Origin of the sequence: Vibrio owensii CAIM 1854 = LMG 25443 (genome assembly GCF_000817815.1) — a bacterium.
Classification (GTDB): Bacteria; Pseudomonadota; Gammaproteobacteria; order Enterobacterales; family Vibrionaceae; genus Vibrio; species Vibrio owensii.
The window spans coordinates 60,545-76,342 of sequence record NZ_JPRD01000011.1; the positions used below are offsets into that span (position 1 = coordinate 60,545).

Annotated in this window: 13 protein-coding genes; 3 read left to right on the forward strand and 10 right to left on the reverse strand. The window is 43.7% G+C overall.

Going from position 1 to position 15,798, the window contains the following annotated elements; genetic code table 11:
* Window positions 1–108: 108 nt before the first annotated feature.
* Window positions 109–1,011 carry a DMT family transporter gene (locus H735_RS05390; protein ID WP_020197360.1) on the forward strand — a complete coding sequence of 301 codons (903 nt, stop codon included), beginning with the start codon at window positions 109–111 and terminating at the stop codon, window positions 1,009–1,011.
* A 63-nt stretch (window positions 1,012–1,074) separates the two neighbouring features.
* Here the strand turns inward: H735_RS05390 and H735_RS05395 are convergent, their stop codons facing one another.
* The 3 genes from H735_RS05395 to H735_RS05405 all read right to left on the reverse strand — a co-directional run bounded on the left by H735_RS05395 (window position 1,075) and on the right by H735_RS05405 (window position 3,010).
* The gene (locus tag H735_RS05395; protein WP_020197359.1) at window positions 1,075–1,494 is read right to left on the reverse strand and encodes a cupin domain-containing protein; all 420 of its coding nucleotides are present in this window, start codon (window positions 1,492–1,494) and stop codon (window positions 1,075–1,077) included.
* A 144-nt stretch (window positions 1,495–1,638) separates the two neighbouring features.
* The gene (locus H735_RS05400; RefSeq protein ID WP_020197358.1) at window positions 1,639–2,283 is read right to left on the reverse strand and encodes an alanine--tRNA ligase-related protein; all 645 of its coding nucleotides are present in this window, start codon (window positions 2,281–2,283) and stop codon (window positions 1,639–1,641) included.
* Window positions 2,284–2,446: 163 nt separating this feature from the next.
* Window positions 2,447–3,010, reverse strand: coding sequence for an HdeD family acid-resistance protein (locus H735_RS05405; protein WP_005427746.1), 564 nt, complete (start codon window positions 3,008–3,010; stop codon window positions 2,447–2,449).
* Window positions 3,011–3,304: 294 nt separating this feature from the next.
* Between H735_RS05405 and H735_RS05410 the strand changes: the two genes are divergently transcribed.
* Window positions 3,305–4,588 carry a mechanosensitive ion channel family protein gene (locus H735_RS05410; protein WP_005442923.1) on the forward strand — a complete coding sequence of 428 codons (1,284 nt, stop codon included), beginning with the start codon at window positions 3,305–3,307 and terminating at the stop codon, window positions 4,586–4,588.
* A 20-nt stretch (window positions 4,589–4,608) separates the two neighbouring features.
* Here the strand turns inward: H735_RS05410 and H735_RS05415 are convergent, their stop codons facing one another.
* From H735_RS05415 to H735_RS05430, 4 genes are all read right to left on the reverse strand, one after another.
* Window positions 4,609–4,797, reverse strand: coding sequence for a hypothetical protein (locus tag H735_RS05415; protein WP_020197357.1), 189 nt, complete (start codon window positions 4,795–4,797; stop codon window positions 4,609–4,611).
* A 332-nt stretch (window positions 4,798–5,129) separates the two neighbouring features.
* Window positions 5,130–8,096 carry a M66 family metalloprotease gene (locus tag H735_RS05420; protein ID WP_027726804.1) on the reverse strand — a complete coding sequence of 989 codons (2,967 nt, stop codon included), beginning with the start codon at window positions 8,094–8,096 and terminating at the stop codon, window positions 5,130–5,132.
* Between the two features lie 666 nt (window positions 8,097–8,762).
* Window positions 8,763–9,854 (reverse strand): linear amide C-N hydrolase, encoded by a 1,092-nt coding sequence (locus H735_RS05425; RefSeq protein ID WP_027726803.1) that lies wholly within the window; start codon window positions 9,852–9,854, stop codon window positions 8,763–8,765.
* A gap of 191 nt (window positions 9,855–10,045) precedes the next feature.
* Entirely contained in the window at window positions 10,046–10,477 is a 432-nt protein-coding gene (locus tag H735_RS05430) for a GNAT family N-acetyltransferase (protein ID WP_005442920.1), read from the reverse strand.
* Window positions 10,478–10,694: 217 nt separating this feature from the next.
* Between H735_RS05430 and H735_RS05435 the strand changes: the two genes are divergently transcribed.
* A complete protein-coding gene (locus tag H735_RS05435; RefSeq protein ID WP_020197354.1) occupies window positions 10,695–11,630 on the forward strand; it encodes a universal stress protein in 936 nt (311 codons plus the stop codon).
* Between the two features lie 504 nt (window positions 11,631–12,134).
* Here the strand turns inward: H735_RS05435 and H735_RS05440 are convergent.
* From H735_RS05440 to fucO, 3 genes are all read right to left on the reverse strand, one after another.
* Entirely contained in the window at window positions 12,135–13,622 is a 1,488-nt protein-coding gene (locus H735_RS05440) for a lytic polysaccharide monooxygenase (protein ID WP_051122846.1), read from the reverse strand.
* A 482-nt stretch (window positions 13,623–14,104) separates the two neighbouring features.
* A complete protein-coding gene (locus H735_RS05445; RefSeq protein WP_020197743.1) occupies window positions 14,105–14,401 on the reverse strand; it encodes a DUF1330 domain-containing protein in 297 nt (98 codons plus the stop codon).
* A gap of 239 nt (window positions 14,402–14,640) precedes the next feature.
* A complete protein-coding gene (gene fucO, locus H735_RS05450; RefSeq protein ID WP_020197744.1) occupies window positions 14,641–15,789 on the reverse strand; it encodes a lactaldehyde reductase in 1,149 nt (382 codons plus the stop codon).
* Between the last annotated feature and the right edge of the window lie 9 nt (window positions 15,790–15,798).

Below are 15,798 nucleotides of genomic sequence, written 5' to 3' on the forward strand. Positions count from 1 at the left end.
TCCAAAGACATTTAGATTTACGAATTTATTTTAACATAAAGATACTTTACAAAAAGCCATCACGAGCGTACCTTTACAATAAATTATCTCAACGTGAAGATATTTAACATGAACATTTTACTCGCGATGATTCCGGCGTTCTTTTGGGGCACCACCTACGCCGTGACACAATTTACTTTGCCGGACTGGCCGCCAGTGCTGCTTGGCGCACTTAGAGCTTTGCCGGCTGGCCTTTTGTTGCTTGCTATCAAACCATCACTACCAAAGAAACAAGATTGGAAGATCTTATTGGTACTCGGCACAATCAATATTGCCCTCTTCTTCGGACTCATCTTTGTTATGGCGTTGACCTTGCCTTCTGCAATTTCTGGCGTAGGTATGATTTCTGTCCCTGTATTCGCGATGCTGTTTGGCTGGGTTGTGTACAAGCGCCAACCAAGTTTGATTCAAGGGATAAGCGGCGCAGCGCTGATTGCACTAGCGTGGTTCCTGTTTGATCCTAGTTCGATCACACTCAACCCAATTGGCTTAATCGCTATACTATCTGCAATCATGTGTATCGTTATCGGCAGTAGCGTCACTAAGTCTCTTGGTGCAAGAATGCACTGGTGGACGGTGCTAACATGGCAGCTCATCCTAGGCGGCATCATTCTTTCTATCGCCGCAGCCATCTTTGCGAGCTTTAATCCAGAGCCGTATGTGAGCGCCCTACAAAACACATCATTGAGAAACGTCTGTGGTTTATTGTGGGTCATCGTCCTTAACACCGCACTTGGTTACGGCATGTACGTGTGGCTATTGCAACGCATGTCTGTGGTGGACTTTACCTTCGGTGGTATCGCAAACCCAGTCGCTGGCATTGTTTCTGGCTTAGTATTGATGAGCGAAAGCTTCACTCCCGTTCAATACAGCTTGATGCTTGGCATGATCCTGATGTCACTCGTCCCGCAACTGGTGATGTCGTTTAAACAAAAACGCAGCATCAATCACGCAAAGCCTTGTGAGTCTTAACGCTCTAAAGCGTGAAAAACAAAAAGCCCGAGTTTATGCTCGGGCTTTTTGGTTCTGCTTTCTTCACTTCACCGTTATTGGCTTATCTTTCACACCAGCGTAAAACACCAAAATCTCTACCGGCTCATCACCCGTATTTGCGCCAAAGTGCCATTGGTCGACAACTTCTGCAATTGCATCCCCGGCTTTCAGTACGATCTTCTCTTCATCCTTTTTCGTGACTGTGATTTCCCCTTTCAGCACAATGCCTGCATTAATGACAGGATGTTGGTGCATGGGAAGCTGCACGCCCTTCGGGACGGTAATTTTCAAAATGGTGACTTCCGGTTGGCCTTTTGGGTATTCTGGCAGCGCAGTGCCATCCCAGCTGGTTGTCGTCTTTAGGACTACGTCAGCCTCTACTGAATCTGGCAATTGAGTGTCTGCCCATACAGAGCTAAACACCAATGAAAGTGCAATCACTGCGGTTTGAATAGGTCTCAAAATCCTCTCCTTGTTTATTGATAACCTTTGTTTAAACAGTAAGAGAGGATGGAAGATGATGACGAGTGGAAGAGAAGAAGTGTGAGCGAAACAGCGAAGCCTATTATCATGATGCAACAGCCTACTCTGTTGTTGAGCTCAGCATCACTCTCCTACTAGGCTGATTTCGATGCGCTCTTTGCCTTTGCCGATGTTCTTTCGTTTTAGTTGAATACGCCCAACTTCCGACGTGTTCTTTAAATGGGTGCCGCCACACGGAACTTGCGCGAAGCCATCAACTTTCCAGTAGCGACGCTGTTCGCTGGTATCAGAAAAGTCACTGATGATGTCAGCGTGAGAATCGATCACACTTTGAGCTTGTTGTTGCAGCTCTGGCAGCAGTGGTTTAACGCTCTCGTGCCACTCAAAATCAATCCGGCTTTTGTCAGCAGAAATGTGCGCACCGACTTTGGTCATCTCAGGAAAACGGTGAGTTACGACTTCAAGAATCACTTCCGCTGCAAAGTGCAGTTTCATCAAAGCATAGCGACGCGCCCAATCAATCTGCGTGTTCACAACTGCGCCAGCTTGAAAGTTTGGCTCATGTTCCAGTGTATAAACAATGGATAGACCTTGCTTCTCTGCCTTTATCACTTGGATACCACCGATGGTGCCTGTATCGCTTTCCTGACCACCAGACTCGGCGTAAAAGATGGTTTCTTCTAGCTCGATACAAGGTCCGTCTACACGAGAAACGGTAGATTCCAACTCGACTTGATAAGGGTCATCCCAAAATACTTTGTGTGTCATTGCCTTCCCTGCAATTTATTGTGGTGATGCCCTACTTTAGGTGAGTTTTATATCAATGCATAGCGTATCTGTGTGATTCTCTGCCCGATTTCATCCATAAAAAATGCCCACCGAATCGGCAGGCATTTTCTATTTCACAAAGCTTTAGCGCTAGGTATCGTCTTTATTGGGAGAGCTTTTTCATTTGTAAGCCCATAAAGATGAAGCTGATGCCTTCAATCAGAAGCGAGATGCCTACAAACGTGCCCAATAGCGTGGTTGAGAATGCAGGATCATCAAGCAACATGAAGAAATAACCACCGATCAGCACTGAAATTACGCCACTGAATACAATAACGTTGCTGCTTGGTAGGCTACGGTTGCTCAAACCAAAGAAGATACGAGTCAAACCGTTTAAGATCATCACAATCACCATCAACATGGTAATCGTGACAAGGCCCGCCAGTGGTTTGAACAAGATAAACAGACCACCCACGATATACAGTACGGCACTTAACACGTACCAAAGCTTCTCTTTCCAAACATTGATGGAGAATGTGTGGTAAGCCTGAACCAGACCACTGAACAAGAGTACTGCACCCACGATGGTTGAGATCGTCACGCCTGCCAGTACAGGCAAACTCATGGCACCAATGCCCATTAGTGCGATGATAACGCCAACGATAACGAAGTATTTCCAGCCTTTAGATAGGAATGTAGGCTGTTGTGATTGATTAGAATTTTCCATTGAATGCCTCTTGAATTAAACGCGAGCCGCCTTTTCAGTCTAGTCTAATAAAATATAGAGAGTTCACAGACTTAACAGAAATACGTGTCCCGTTTGCATAAAAGGATGTTAAACCCGTATTACATCATCGCCTATACGCTATTTTTGAATAATAAGTTTCAAGATTGCTGGATTAAACCAGTGCAAAACAAGGAGATGGAGAGTAGGATTAGCGGCTTTTCTAACGCCAGTTGCCTGACTTTTCCTTAGACGTTCCCACTCCTTTCATTCAGGCTACTTTTTGAGGATGACATTTTGCTCGATCATCATATTCGCACCTTCATTTCTGAAAAGCTGAGCTCAGTAGGTATCAACAGCGACCCTTATGGTATTGAACTCACCTCTGTCTTTATTTTAGCGAGCCTTACTGCGGCCGCTCTCAGCTATTTGATTGTGCATCACCTGATTGTTAGAACGGCCAACAACGTTCTGATGAAAACCAACAAACCACTCGCTGAGAGTTTGACCAAGTACGACGTGTTAGAGAAGCTGTCGTTGCTCATTCCCATCATGGTGCTCGATGTCTTCATTCCACTTGCTGTCGGCCATTATGATTGGTTGGCGGCGATCTTCGATAGAATTTTAAGCATTTCTATCTTGGTCATCTTTGTGTGGATGATCTTCGCCCTACTCGATGCTATGAATGACATCGCGACGTTTAAAGGTATAACCAAAAGAATGCCGATCAAGAGTTTTGTTCAGTTGATCAAACTGTTCACCTTCTTTGTTGGCGTTGTGGTGTCCATGTCAATTCTCGCCAACGAATCCCCAGTCATTTTCTTATCTGGTTTAGGTGTCGCAACGGGTTTCGTGATGCTGGTGTTTAAGGACACGATATTAGGCTTTGTTGCTGGCATTCAGCTTTCTGCAAACCGCATGATCAGCTTAAACGATTGGATTCAGATGGACGCCTATGGCGCAAATGGCACAGTAGAAGAAATCTCACTGACGACGGTGAAAGTCCGAAACTTCGATAACACTGTAAGCATGCTGCCCGCCTATGCGCTAGTTCAGAATGCGTTTATCAACTGGCAAGGCATGTCTGATTCTGGTGGCCGACGTATTAAGCGTTCCGTTAATGTCGACGTCACGTCGATTCGTTTCTTGTCTGATGAAGAAATTGAAAAGCTGAAAAGCATTCGAATCTTACGCCAATATATTTATGAAAAATCGCGTGATATTAACGAGTACAATGAAGAGATGAGTGATGAACCAGCATTTGGCAACCTTCGTCAAATGACAAACTTAGGCATGTTCCGCGCTTATATTAATGCGTACCTAAAAGCGAACAAAGATATTCACCAATATATGCTTATCATGGTTAGGCAATTAGAACCCACACCAGAAGGTATCCCGCTTCAAGTCTATGCCTTTACCAATAATACCGACTGGGCGTATTACGAAGGCGTTCAGGCGGACTTGTTCGATCACATCTACTCTATTATGCCTTTATTTGGCTTGCGTCCTTACCAGATGCTCACCAGTAATGACGCTAGACAAATTGCATTAGAAAATACCACCAGCAAAAACACTCAATAAAATAACAATGAGGGTGAAGCCTATGCTTCACTCTCTAAACTGGGAGTGAGGCCTTTGCGATTGTAGCGATGCTCCGCTAGCACACCATCTTGTACCTTGTAACGCAAACCGTATTTACCAATACAGCCTCGCAGCCTTGAGCGCGTCAAATCCGATAAATCAGATGCGGTACTTGCCTTGTCTACAAGCTGCACCCAATACGTTTCCATTTTGTCTTTCACAATGATCCCCCGACCAACATTTATAGATTTACCGAGAATTCTTGCAAATACCGATAGTGGTCTGGATAGCATACGACAGAACTTTTCTGACAGAATGCCTACGAGAATCGCAGATTTCTCGTTCAATGCTGTATTAATACGTTGAAAATAAAGCTTTCCGTCTAATTTTTGGCTTGGTTTGAAATGGAATTAAATTCCATAAAAATAGTTGAAATTTGTTGGATTTAAGAATTTAAGCTTAATCGTTTTAGCTAAAAACAATATTTATTGAGTGAACCAGAGGTTGTTTCTCCCTCTGGTTCACTAAGCAGCTCAATCAATTATTGGCATGCTGAGCCTTTGCCAGTCCATACAGAAGAAATGTCTGGCTGATCACCACGCGTCCACCACTTCGCCTCATACTTAACGCCGTTGTACGTCACTTGATCACCGCCGGAGTAGGCTTTTTGAGTTGACCACGGCAGCGCTACATCGCTGACGAGCTCCCAGGCATCACTGTTATCAGGTTGATTGTTCTGGCTCCAGTACTTTGCCTTCCAAACGAGCTGCTTGTAGCTGACAAGATCACCACCCGAGTACGATTTGCTTGCTGACCACACAGCGTAGTTCGCCGCATTTGGGTCACTGATACTGCAGGAATTGCTGTTGGCTTTGACTTTCACAATCGTGCTTGAGCTGGCACTTTCCCCTACAGGATCAGAGACGACCACTCGGACCGTAAATTGGCTATCTACTGTTACTTCCGGAACCGTCAGACGAATGGTGCCTACTGATACAGGCTGATAAACTAAGCCTGATGTATGCCATTGATATGAAAGCACGTCACCATCTTGGTCCGATGCCGTTGCGGCAATCTCAATAACTGCACCAGATTTTGCCTCCATGCTTTGCGGGAGAGACACTTGCGGCGCATGATTTTGGTTTGCTTGAGGCTGAGCACTAATAATCACCGTATCTTCAGAACTTGCTTTTCCATCGGAGACCGTGACGGAAAAAACGTACGACTCCGCTTTGTTAGACTCCGGCAAAATGACACTGGTGTTAACTTTGTCGGTCGACTGAATGGTCGCAGGTAAACCTGAGATTTGCTTCCACACGTAAGTTAACTCATCGCCATCAGCATCCGCTGACTGCTCTGCAGATAGCGTGATGGTTGCGCCTGACAGTACAGACTGATCTTCACCAGCATGAGCAACAGGTGCGCTATTCTCCGTTGGAGTTGAGTCGGTTAAGGAATCAGACTGAACAATTGAGACTTTGAGAGCTTGCTTTGGTTTTTCAATGTCTAACGAACTCAACACCGTGTTATCGCAGACAACTTCTGCTCTTGTCGGTGCATCCGCTTGCTTGAGGTTGATGTGGAACTTGTTCATCACGTTATCGTCATAACGGAATCCAGCCAATTGGTAGTTGTCCGTTTGGTAGTTTCTACCGTTATACACTCTGACATAACATCCATTTGCGTTTAGGCTCTCTGCAGGAGTCGACTGATAAACAAAGCCATACGCTCCATGTAATGCTGGGAAAATATAACTCTTAAGTGTCTGCTGAGGGTCGTAGTAACCGACGAGCGTTGTAACAGCGACACCACTATCCGTAGGGATACGTGTTGGGTTATTTTCCGCTACCTGAGCTTCACTGGTTTCTTGCCAACCTTTACCATCGCTGATGTAAAACTTGCTATCACCACGATTCAAATTCACCGACTGACCATTAATATGAACTGTCACACCATACCCCGAGTAACGTGCAACGTTTACCACTTTACCCGCGACAACATTTGCTGCACTCGGCAAGTAAATATCACGAATCCAACGACCGTCACCCGTTTCTACCTTTGTGATATCAAAGTCATTGATGTAACCCAGCAGCACTGAACCTGAAGTATCGTCTTTGATCGTATTTAGTTGAGATTGCGAGGCGATAGATTTGGCCAACAAGAGCGCTGGTTGTTCATACTCTTGCATCGTTTTGGTTTCACCGTCCCATTTACTAAAGCCAGTCGACGATGCCGCATCAAATGCCGCCTTTTTCTCCATAAAGGTCTGAATCTTTTCTAGCACAAACGGAGTATGCAGGGTGTATTTGGAAATCGGTGAAGTCGGCTCACCGCCCCCCATTGCATCTCTGTTGAACTTATAGCCTTCGAAAGCTGGGATTCCTATTCCGTCGGTACAACAAACCTGATCCTGACCATTGCGCTTGTTCCACATGAAGTTAGCAATAAAACGCTGTTGGAATTGATCCCAACCCCATGCAGAGTTTATGTCTGTAGATGGCCGATGCGTTGTGCCATCCGTGCCACCCGGCCAGTGCCCAAGGCCAAAGTTATGCCCGACTTCGTGACTCCATTCATTACCTAATGATGAATCGATAGTCACCATACCGTTGCCACCACTGCCACCGTGAGCAACCACGCCATTTTGATAACGCCCTACTGCGGCAATCGCTGTAATTTGATTCGCCGTATACGGGTGTGCTCTCTCTGAGATCGCCGTTGAAGAGTTGATGCCATAGTTTGCTAGGTTGATGCCGTGCGACATCAGAATCTTGGTGGTATACGCACGCATATCCCCTTTGTGCCAAGTGCCCGTACTCGGATCTAACTCGGTTAATAAACGGCCATCTGGCAGCATCACTTCATTGAGTTTCACTGTTTCGTATGGGTTAACGATCAACTTGCTTACCGGAATTTTTTGGAAGTAGTCTCTATGTCTTTCAGGATTGTCTGCGAAGTAAAAACGGCCCCTTGGATTGGTTAGCATCCCTAAATCCATCGTGTTTATCAGCAATTCGTTCGGCGCACCAATATCCAAACCGGAGAGGACACCTGATGTGCTTCCATTCAGGAGCTCTAGAGTAAGGCCGGGCTGTACCCAAGTCGCTGGCAGTGTGACTGACCACATATCTTGCGCATAGGTAATGTCGAGGTTTGGGCCATCGTGACTCGGTATTTGCTCTGGTGGGTTCAGTGACAGCACACCTAATTGCTCACCATTAGCATCGCGCCCAATCACTTTCACTTGCGTCGAGTCCAGTACGTTCTCGACAGGTTTAACAAGCAGCAAAGTATCGCGCAATGCAGTGAGGTGCGGCCTAGGATCGCCTTTATCATTGTGATGAGGAACCGTGATGTTTTGCGCATAAATGACCATCGCCTCAAAATCACCCTGTAAGTCATTAGTCGGCTGATTATTATTGAATGGGATAACCTGAGCGTGAGTAACGCTCGTGAATAATAATCCGCAAGCGACACTTAACCCTATACTGACCTTATTTATTTTCATACCTTTCCCTTATGTTTGTATTTCAACCACTTTGTTTATTACTTTTATTTCCCAGCAATTGTAAAAATCAACTTCATGAAATCAGATTTTTCTCCCGAGAAAGTTCAGGTTAAAACGTTAAAATATTTCTTATCGAGCAAGCTCGAACAGAGCGTCCATTTCATGAGTTTAGAAATCACTTAATTAGTTTTGGCGAATTTAAAGCTCTATCCTGAGAATTAACACCGCTTTCAAAGCCATCAAGACAACAATGATAGAAACCAAAAACCACCAAAAGAAAAGCAATAACTTTCAAGAACTTAAGTAATTTTAGATTATTGCATTCATAAAATAATTAAATATTTAGCAGCATATTTCTGTAAATAAAATTTAAATAAATAAGTTTTAAACCAACCTCTTGTTGTTGAAAAGATCAGACTTTTACTACAGCACTATTATTTTCATCCGACTGATAAATAAGAAGATTAAAAAATAACGCATAAAGTCTGTTTAATATGGAATCAGAGTCATGAAATTCATTAACCAATAACTCATGCTTCATAACTTGCTGAATCAATACCTCATTTTTCAAAACGCTATTTGAAATTCATGATGTTTCGGAAATAAAAAAAGCGGAGAAGGAAAACCTTCTCCGCTTTATGCGTTATTTATACGTTCGAGGGAAAACTAAGGTGTCACGTCTGTAAACGTAAAAGTCCCGTTATCCAATTCGCGTTTCACTTCTTGCTTTTTGTCAAAGTCAATCTTAGTCAGGTCAACTTTCTTGATTCGACTGTCATGCATCGTGGTGTAGTACAGCGCCTTGTTACCTTGATCGATCACCGAGGTCCATTGCGTCGCACTCGGCAAATCAGGGATATGTTCACGATATTCAGGCCCAAATTCTGTACCAATTGGAATATCGAAGTTGTTCAGAATGTGGAATGCTTGTGATACCGCCTCTTCGCCCGTTTTTGATTCCGGAGCAGTGTTGACGAAAAACGCCGCACGAACAAATCGCGATGGTGGCGTAATGTCCCCTGGCATACCCAAGAAGCCTGAGCCAATACCGAACGACTTCGCTTCAACACCACCAAACTTGGTTGGCGCACTAGTGCCCGGCTGCAAATGAATGTAATTATTTAAATTGGTCACTTGCCACGGGAACGTTGGTGAGTTCGTTAGTACACCTACTTCGTTGTCGTAGATGTGTACTTGTCCATGATCCATGATTTCAATGACGATGTTGTTACCCGCTTTATCGGTAACACGCCAATGACCAGTTGGTGAAGGTTGTCCTTTCTCATCGATATAAACCGGAACAATATCGATGTTTTTCATCGCTGTTTTAACTTCATCGACAGTTTTGAACTGCGACAGCATCCAACGAACAAAGTCCATATCCGCAATGCTGTTTGCGCGATCTTTCACGTCGTACGCTTTTAATGAACCGTAACCTTTGAAGTAAAACAAACCGGCAGTCAGTCCCTCTTCATTGATACCTTCACCAATGAAGCGATCGTCACTGACGGAGATCCCAACAAAGCCGTACTTACTCTTCCAACTCAAACCTTGTTTCTGGTCCGGCATAGTCGAGGTAAACGTGTAATCACGGGGAGCAACAATCAACTTGCTGTTGAGATCGTTTTCGCCCCACTCAATTGTGCGAGCATGAATGTGGTCATTCGCCACAGTAGAAAGAGAAATGCCAGTACAAGCTCTCGCCGGAACGATAATGCTCGCAGAAAGTGCCATAGCAAGGAGGGTTTTCTTTATCATTTTTAGATCCACCAAGGAGGGGTAACATTTCGCGATTGTAGTCCTTTCTAGGCAACTTACAATCGAAAAGATATCAAAATGGTGGAATATAAATTTGTATCAATCACTCAAACGGAAACGCCCAAAGTTATTAGCTTTGGGCGTTTCTTCTAACAAAACCTTGTTAAGGCGGATGTACGACATATCGAGCGTTACAACGTCATGTGTAAAATTGGAAATGGCTTACCCATATCATCGAGTGGTGAGCGAGATTCGATTTTAAAGCCCATACGCTGGTAAAAACCAACGGCTTGTGGGTTTTGCTCATTCACATCGACTTTTACTGCACCGAGATGTTTGATCGCGTGTTGCAGCAACATCTTACCTATGCCCTTTCCTCTTGCTTGATCTAGAAGAAACAGCATCTCGATTTTTTCATCATGAACACCAACAAAACCTTGTATTGCACCTGTCGTGTCTTTCACACACTTTAAGGTGACTGCGGGAAATGCTTGTTCAATGATAATGGGTTTAAAAAACTCAATATCTTCTTCTGTGATGAAGTCATGCGTCGCTCGGACTGAATTTTCCCAAACCGCTAGCAGCTCTGCGTAGTGTTCAGGAAGCACATTTTCTACCGTCATAGATGCTCTCTCTTTGAGTGGACTGAAGTTCAATGTGCAGCCGCGAAGCGTGAGTCTAGCAACTTGATGATGACGTGTACATTGGAAGCTCCTGTTCATTTCGATCCACTGCCCATTGAATCGAAATGGCGGAGGGTTTGTCCTAGCGCAGTTAACCACAATTTAAGCATGGAAATATAACCTTCTTGATACAACACTTAATAAAAAGGAGGTCGATATGAAAAGATTTCAAAACATCTTATTCGTAAGCCAAGGATTAGAAGGTAAAAGTGATTCACTGGAACAAGCGATGAAACTCGCTAAGTTGCATGATGCACGATTATCGGGGTTGATAGTTTGCCCAGCAATGCCAACTAACATGAGCGAGTATCAACACACTTACGAAAACTCTCTGATAGAAACTTTGTTCTCTGATATCAAAGCAGCAAAGGACCTTGCTCCCTCTTCCGACATAGTAGAGCCGTTCCCTATTAATGTTGAAAGTGGCGAGCAGCCTGGCGTCTCCATCATCCAGTCTGTCTCTAAGCAACACTATGATCTCGTAATTAAAGATGCAGAACCGTTGGATGAAGGCAGCAAAGGGTTCAAAGCACTCGACATGAAGCTTCTGAGAAAATGTCCCTGCCCAGTTTGGTTAAACAGAAAACCCAAACACTCAATGGTGAAAAAACGCGTCGCCGTTGCTATCGATCCGATTATCTCCAGTAAAGAACAAGAAACCCTTACGGTTGAATTGCTGCAACTTGCGCGTGCAATCGCCGACTCGTTCAATCGACAATTACACATCGTGTCGTGCTGGGAATATCAGATGGAAAGCTATTTGAGGCATCACGTGTGGATTCAAATCGAAGACGATGTGCTAGATCAGCAAATCAACGCGCACCGAATTGCACACCGTGAAGCGCTCGATGCCATTATTGCTACCTCTGGTATCACTGGTGATTCTGTTGTTCATCACCTTCATGGTTCTGCGGATGAGCAAATCCCTCGCTGGGTCACTAAGGAAGAAATCGATGTATTAGTAATGGGGACAATTGCGCGTACCGGAATCCAAGGGGTAATCATTGGTAATACCGCCGAGAATGTCCTGCAATCAATCGACTGCTCGCTGGTTGCTTTAAAACCTGAAGGCTTTATCTCTCCCTTGGCGTAAAAATGAAAAAAGCCCGCCTCTCATATCAAGAAGCGGGCCTGCATACGAAGCATTGATGCTCAAATGTACTATCCACGATATAGATTGGTGAAAGTTAAAAGCGACATGCAGCGCTGTTAACGAGTCAGATAATACTGGCTTCGTTTAGTGAAAAAGAGGCAGTCTGAAGATGCGTTTTGAAATGGTTGCCTAGCCTAAATGCAAAAAAAAAAGCCCACACTTCCATGGGGCTTCAAGCACTAATTTCGCATTATTGTCGTTATAAGGTGAGGCCTAACTATAGGAGGTGTTAGTTAACGCTCGAAAAGGATATTAACGCATGAAATGCTTTAAGAATAAGCATCTTAGCACACCACTTTTTTCTACTTGCCAATTGTGCAACATCCACTTATCAACGGAGATCAACCTATATTTAGTTAATATGAAAAAGCCATCACCCTATTAACAAGAGCGATGGCTTTGATGCTTGCCTTAGCCAATTCCTTTTGGCTTTAACGAGTGAGATTAGTTAGCTGGACGCCAAACACCCCACTTGTCTTTTTGGTAAGTCGCTTGTGGATTGTCACCACCTTGAATCCACCACTGAGCTTTCCAGTTTTGGTCAGCGTAAGATACAACTTCACCACCTAGGTAAGTTTTCCCAGCGTCCCAAGTTCCATTATCATCTGGTTCTGGCTTAGGATCTGGGTCTGGCTCAGGTTTTGGTGGTGTGATTTCATCATCACCCGCAATAACTTCAAACGTGAACGTCTCTGCCCGTGCGCTGTTTACAGCGTTAGCAACAAACGACAGTGTTTCATTTTGTGTGATTGTCGTTGTATCTACAACGATAGAAGCCGTGCCATTGTTCTGAATGCTAACTGCTGAACCTTGAGTTTGCGTTAGGTTCGCTGCTTCGCTAGTTGCAATAACCACTTTGTCGCCAGCATTTACAACCTTGTCACTCTTAACCAGTTCGTAGAGGTCACCAGTCAGGGGCTCGACACCGCCTTCATCACCATCAATAACTGAAATCATGCCAGATGCGCGGCTATCTTTTGAGTTAAAGAAGTTGCGTGATGGATCGTTCTGGAAGTACATGTAATGTGACATTTCTTCATGCCAATCACCGATGAAGACTGCGCCGTCTTTGAACTCTGCGTGCCAACCATTGATTTCTGAAGCCAGTAGACGTGCCCAATCATTTACGTTCGAAGCTTCAACCTTAATATCAAAACTACGTGCCACATCGCCGTTCTTGTTGATGATGTCATATTTAACTGTGTCACCGATTTCAGGATTTACAAACCCTTGAGGGATGTACAGGTCACCACGAACAAGATCAGCTTCAGGAGGAAGAGTATCACCACCTGCAATAGTGATGTCTGAACAGTTGTAGAAGCCTTCACCCGCAGCATCATCACGCTGCCAACGAACAAATAGAATCGCATCACCAGAACGGTCCGATGGGATCGTAACATCCATGCGGTATTTGCCACCATTTACGGGAACATTACCTACAGTTTGGATCAAATCTAAATCGCCCCATGCCAATGCTTTACTGAGATCGGCGCCTGGTTTGGTTAGGTAAAATTCCCAAAATGATGGGTTGTGAGGCGCAGTCGCATTAAACACAAATTCGAATGTTCCTGTGTTTAGTTCCGTACGTGTCCAACCTGTGTGCGGTGCGCCCATGCCCTTTTTCTGAGGGTCATTTGCGTAACACAACGTACCATCTGGAATCGCTGCTTTTACTGCCGCCATATTGTTGAAATCCGTAATGTTCTTAGCGTATTCATTACGCTGAACAAATGGATAAGAACCAGAGATTTCCTTTGCTTGAGCACAAGCTGCATTTGGTGGGTTACCCGACCAAATTCCGCCTTGTTCATAACATGTATTTTGTCGAGCACTCGGAAACTCTGACCAACCGTGAGCATTTGCTGCTGTTGGTAGGCCAGATAGCATCGCCATGCCCACTGCTGCTTTAAGAATGTTTTTGTTTGCTTTCACTTTTTTCACTCTCTACCGTTTATAGTACAAATAAGATTCAACGGATGTTTTATAACCGTTGTTACTTATTTCATGTTTATAGTTTTAATCAGTAAACAGTTAAAAATAATATACGTAAGTTCTATCAATGAAAGTTTGACGATTATCGATATGAACAAACATCACAAATTTAAATAAAACGACAATTTCAGAACATACTGACAAAAAACTAACAAATAGCAATATTTACAATCACTTAAATGATCATCACAAAAGAAATTTAGCATAATATTAGAGCAAATAGTTTAATAAAAAACACTATTTATAAATATTAAATATAATTGATTATTTTGTGACTCAGTTTCCAAGAATGATGATGTAAATAATTAGAGATTAATAAATAAATGAACGCTAATATTTTCTGTAAAAATACCAACCATTAATTCATTATAAATTTAATATAACATCAATATTAGCGCTGTCTATTTGATCTACTTGCTTATTTAAACAGCAGGCACAGGGATAATTTTCAGATCTCTCATCGCTTTTTCGTCACGCAGTTTTCTCAGTGGTGCGTATTCAGGAGGCTCATGCCACGCGTGTGCCGCTTCTAAAGATGGCCAGTGTTGAATGACACAAACATCTGCCCCCACATCGCCATGTAATGCCGTTGGTGATTTGTTGACCGCAACCGTCTTACCACCATAGATTTGAGTGGTTTCAGAAACACGTTCAGCATACTCACTGAAAGCTTCCATATCCTGAATTTTAAACTGTATATAAAGGTAAGTTGGTGTCATGTTGATTGCCTATTGATTTGATTGAATCAGTAAATCTCACAATACGCCTTTTGAAACGCAAAAAAGGAGCTGACGCTCCTTTTCTGTTAGTTGTGGATATGAACATCTCGTTGAGGGCACAATCCATTGACACAATCACTCTCTCACTACAAAGTTTCATATTTAACTTCTGTGGGAGCAATATAGCTAACACGTAGTGCCCAGTAATAAATTCATTACGTTATTTGTAAAGAGTCGAATTACAATGACATCAAATATAGATTTTGAACCTCTTCTCGAGTTGGAGTCCTTGGATTTCCTGCTAAACAAGGGTCAGAAAGTGCTTTTTCTATCCAGTTGTCGCAATCTTCCTTTTTGATGCCCAATGTAGAAAAACCAACAGGAATTCCAACTCGTTTTGATAAGTCTCGTATCAACGTAATTGCTAACTTAGCGCTTTGCTCGTTATCTAAGCTTGTAACATCCCCTCCCATTACATGTGCAATCTCACGAAACCTATCTGGAGAATGCTCAGCATTAAACTCGCAGACAATTGGTAACAAAATCGCGTTACACACGCCATGAGGAAGGTTATGCGTCGCCCCTGGTTGGTGAGCCATCGCGTGAACAAGCCCTAAGCCTGCACTATTAAATGCCATACCAGCCAAAAACTGCGCATTAGCCAATTGTTCACGAGCTTCAATGTTCTTACCATCATCTACAGCAACAGGAAGCCATTGCGCTATCAGTTTAATCGCTTCAAGCGCTGTCGGTTTCGTCAACGTATGAGCGCCCGGCGTGACATAAGCCTCGATGGCATGAGTCAGAGCATCCATACCTGTTGCCGCAGTGACATTTGCCGGTAAATTGACCATCAACACTGGGTCGTTAACCGCAATATCTGGGATCTGTTTAGCGTCGATTATTACCATTTTTACTTGGCGCACTTCATCAGTGATCACCGAATTCGATGTCATTTCCGCAGCGGTACCCGCAGTGGTATTTATAGCAATAAAGAAATCACCCGCTTGCTTAACTTTACCCACACCATCGTAATCGACAATATCGCCTGAGTTAGCAGCTACAATACGAATTGCCTTCGCGCAGTCGACGGGACTTCCTCCACCGACCGCAATAAAACAATCACAGCCCGCCTCTAAATAAAGAGACAAACCTTCTCTAACTAATGTCGCCGTCGGGTTTGGCGTGACTTTATCAAACAATTCATAATCAATAGAGGCTTGGTCTAGTAAATCAAATAAATGATCAAGAAGACCAAGTTCAACCAAGTTTTTATCCGTTACGACTAACGCTCGCTTCACTGGTTGTTGACTCAGTGTCGCGATAGCATCATCTATAGCCGCAACACCAGAATAACTGAGCTTAGGAAGATTTAATGCAAAAGCCATGGTTTATCA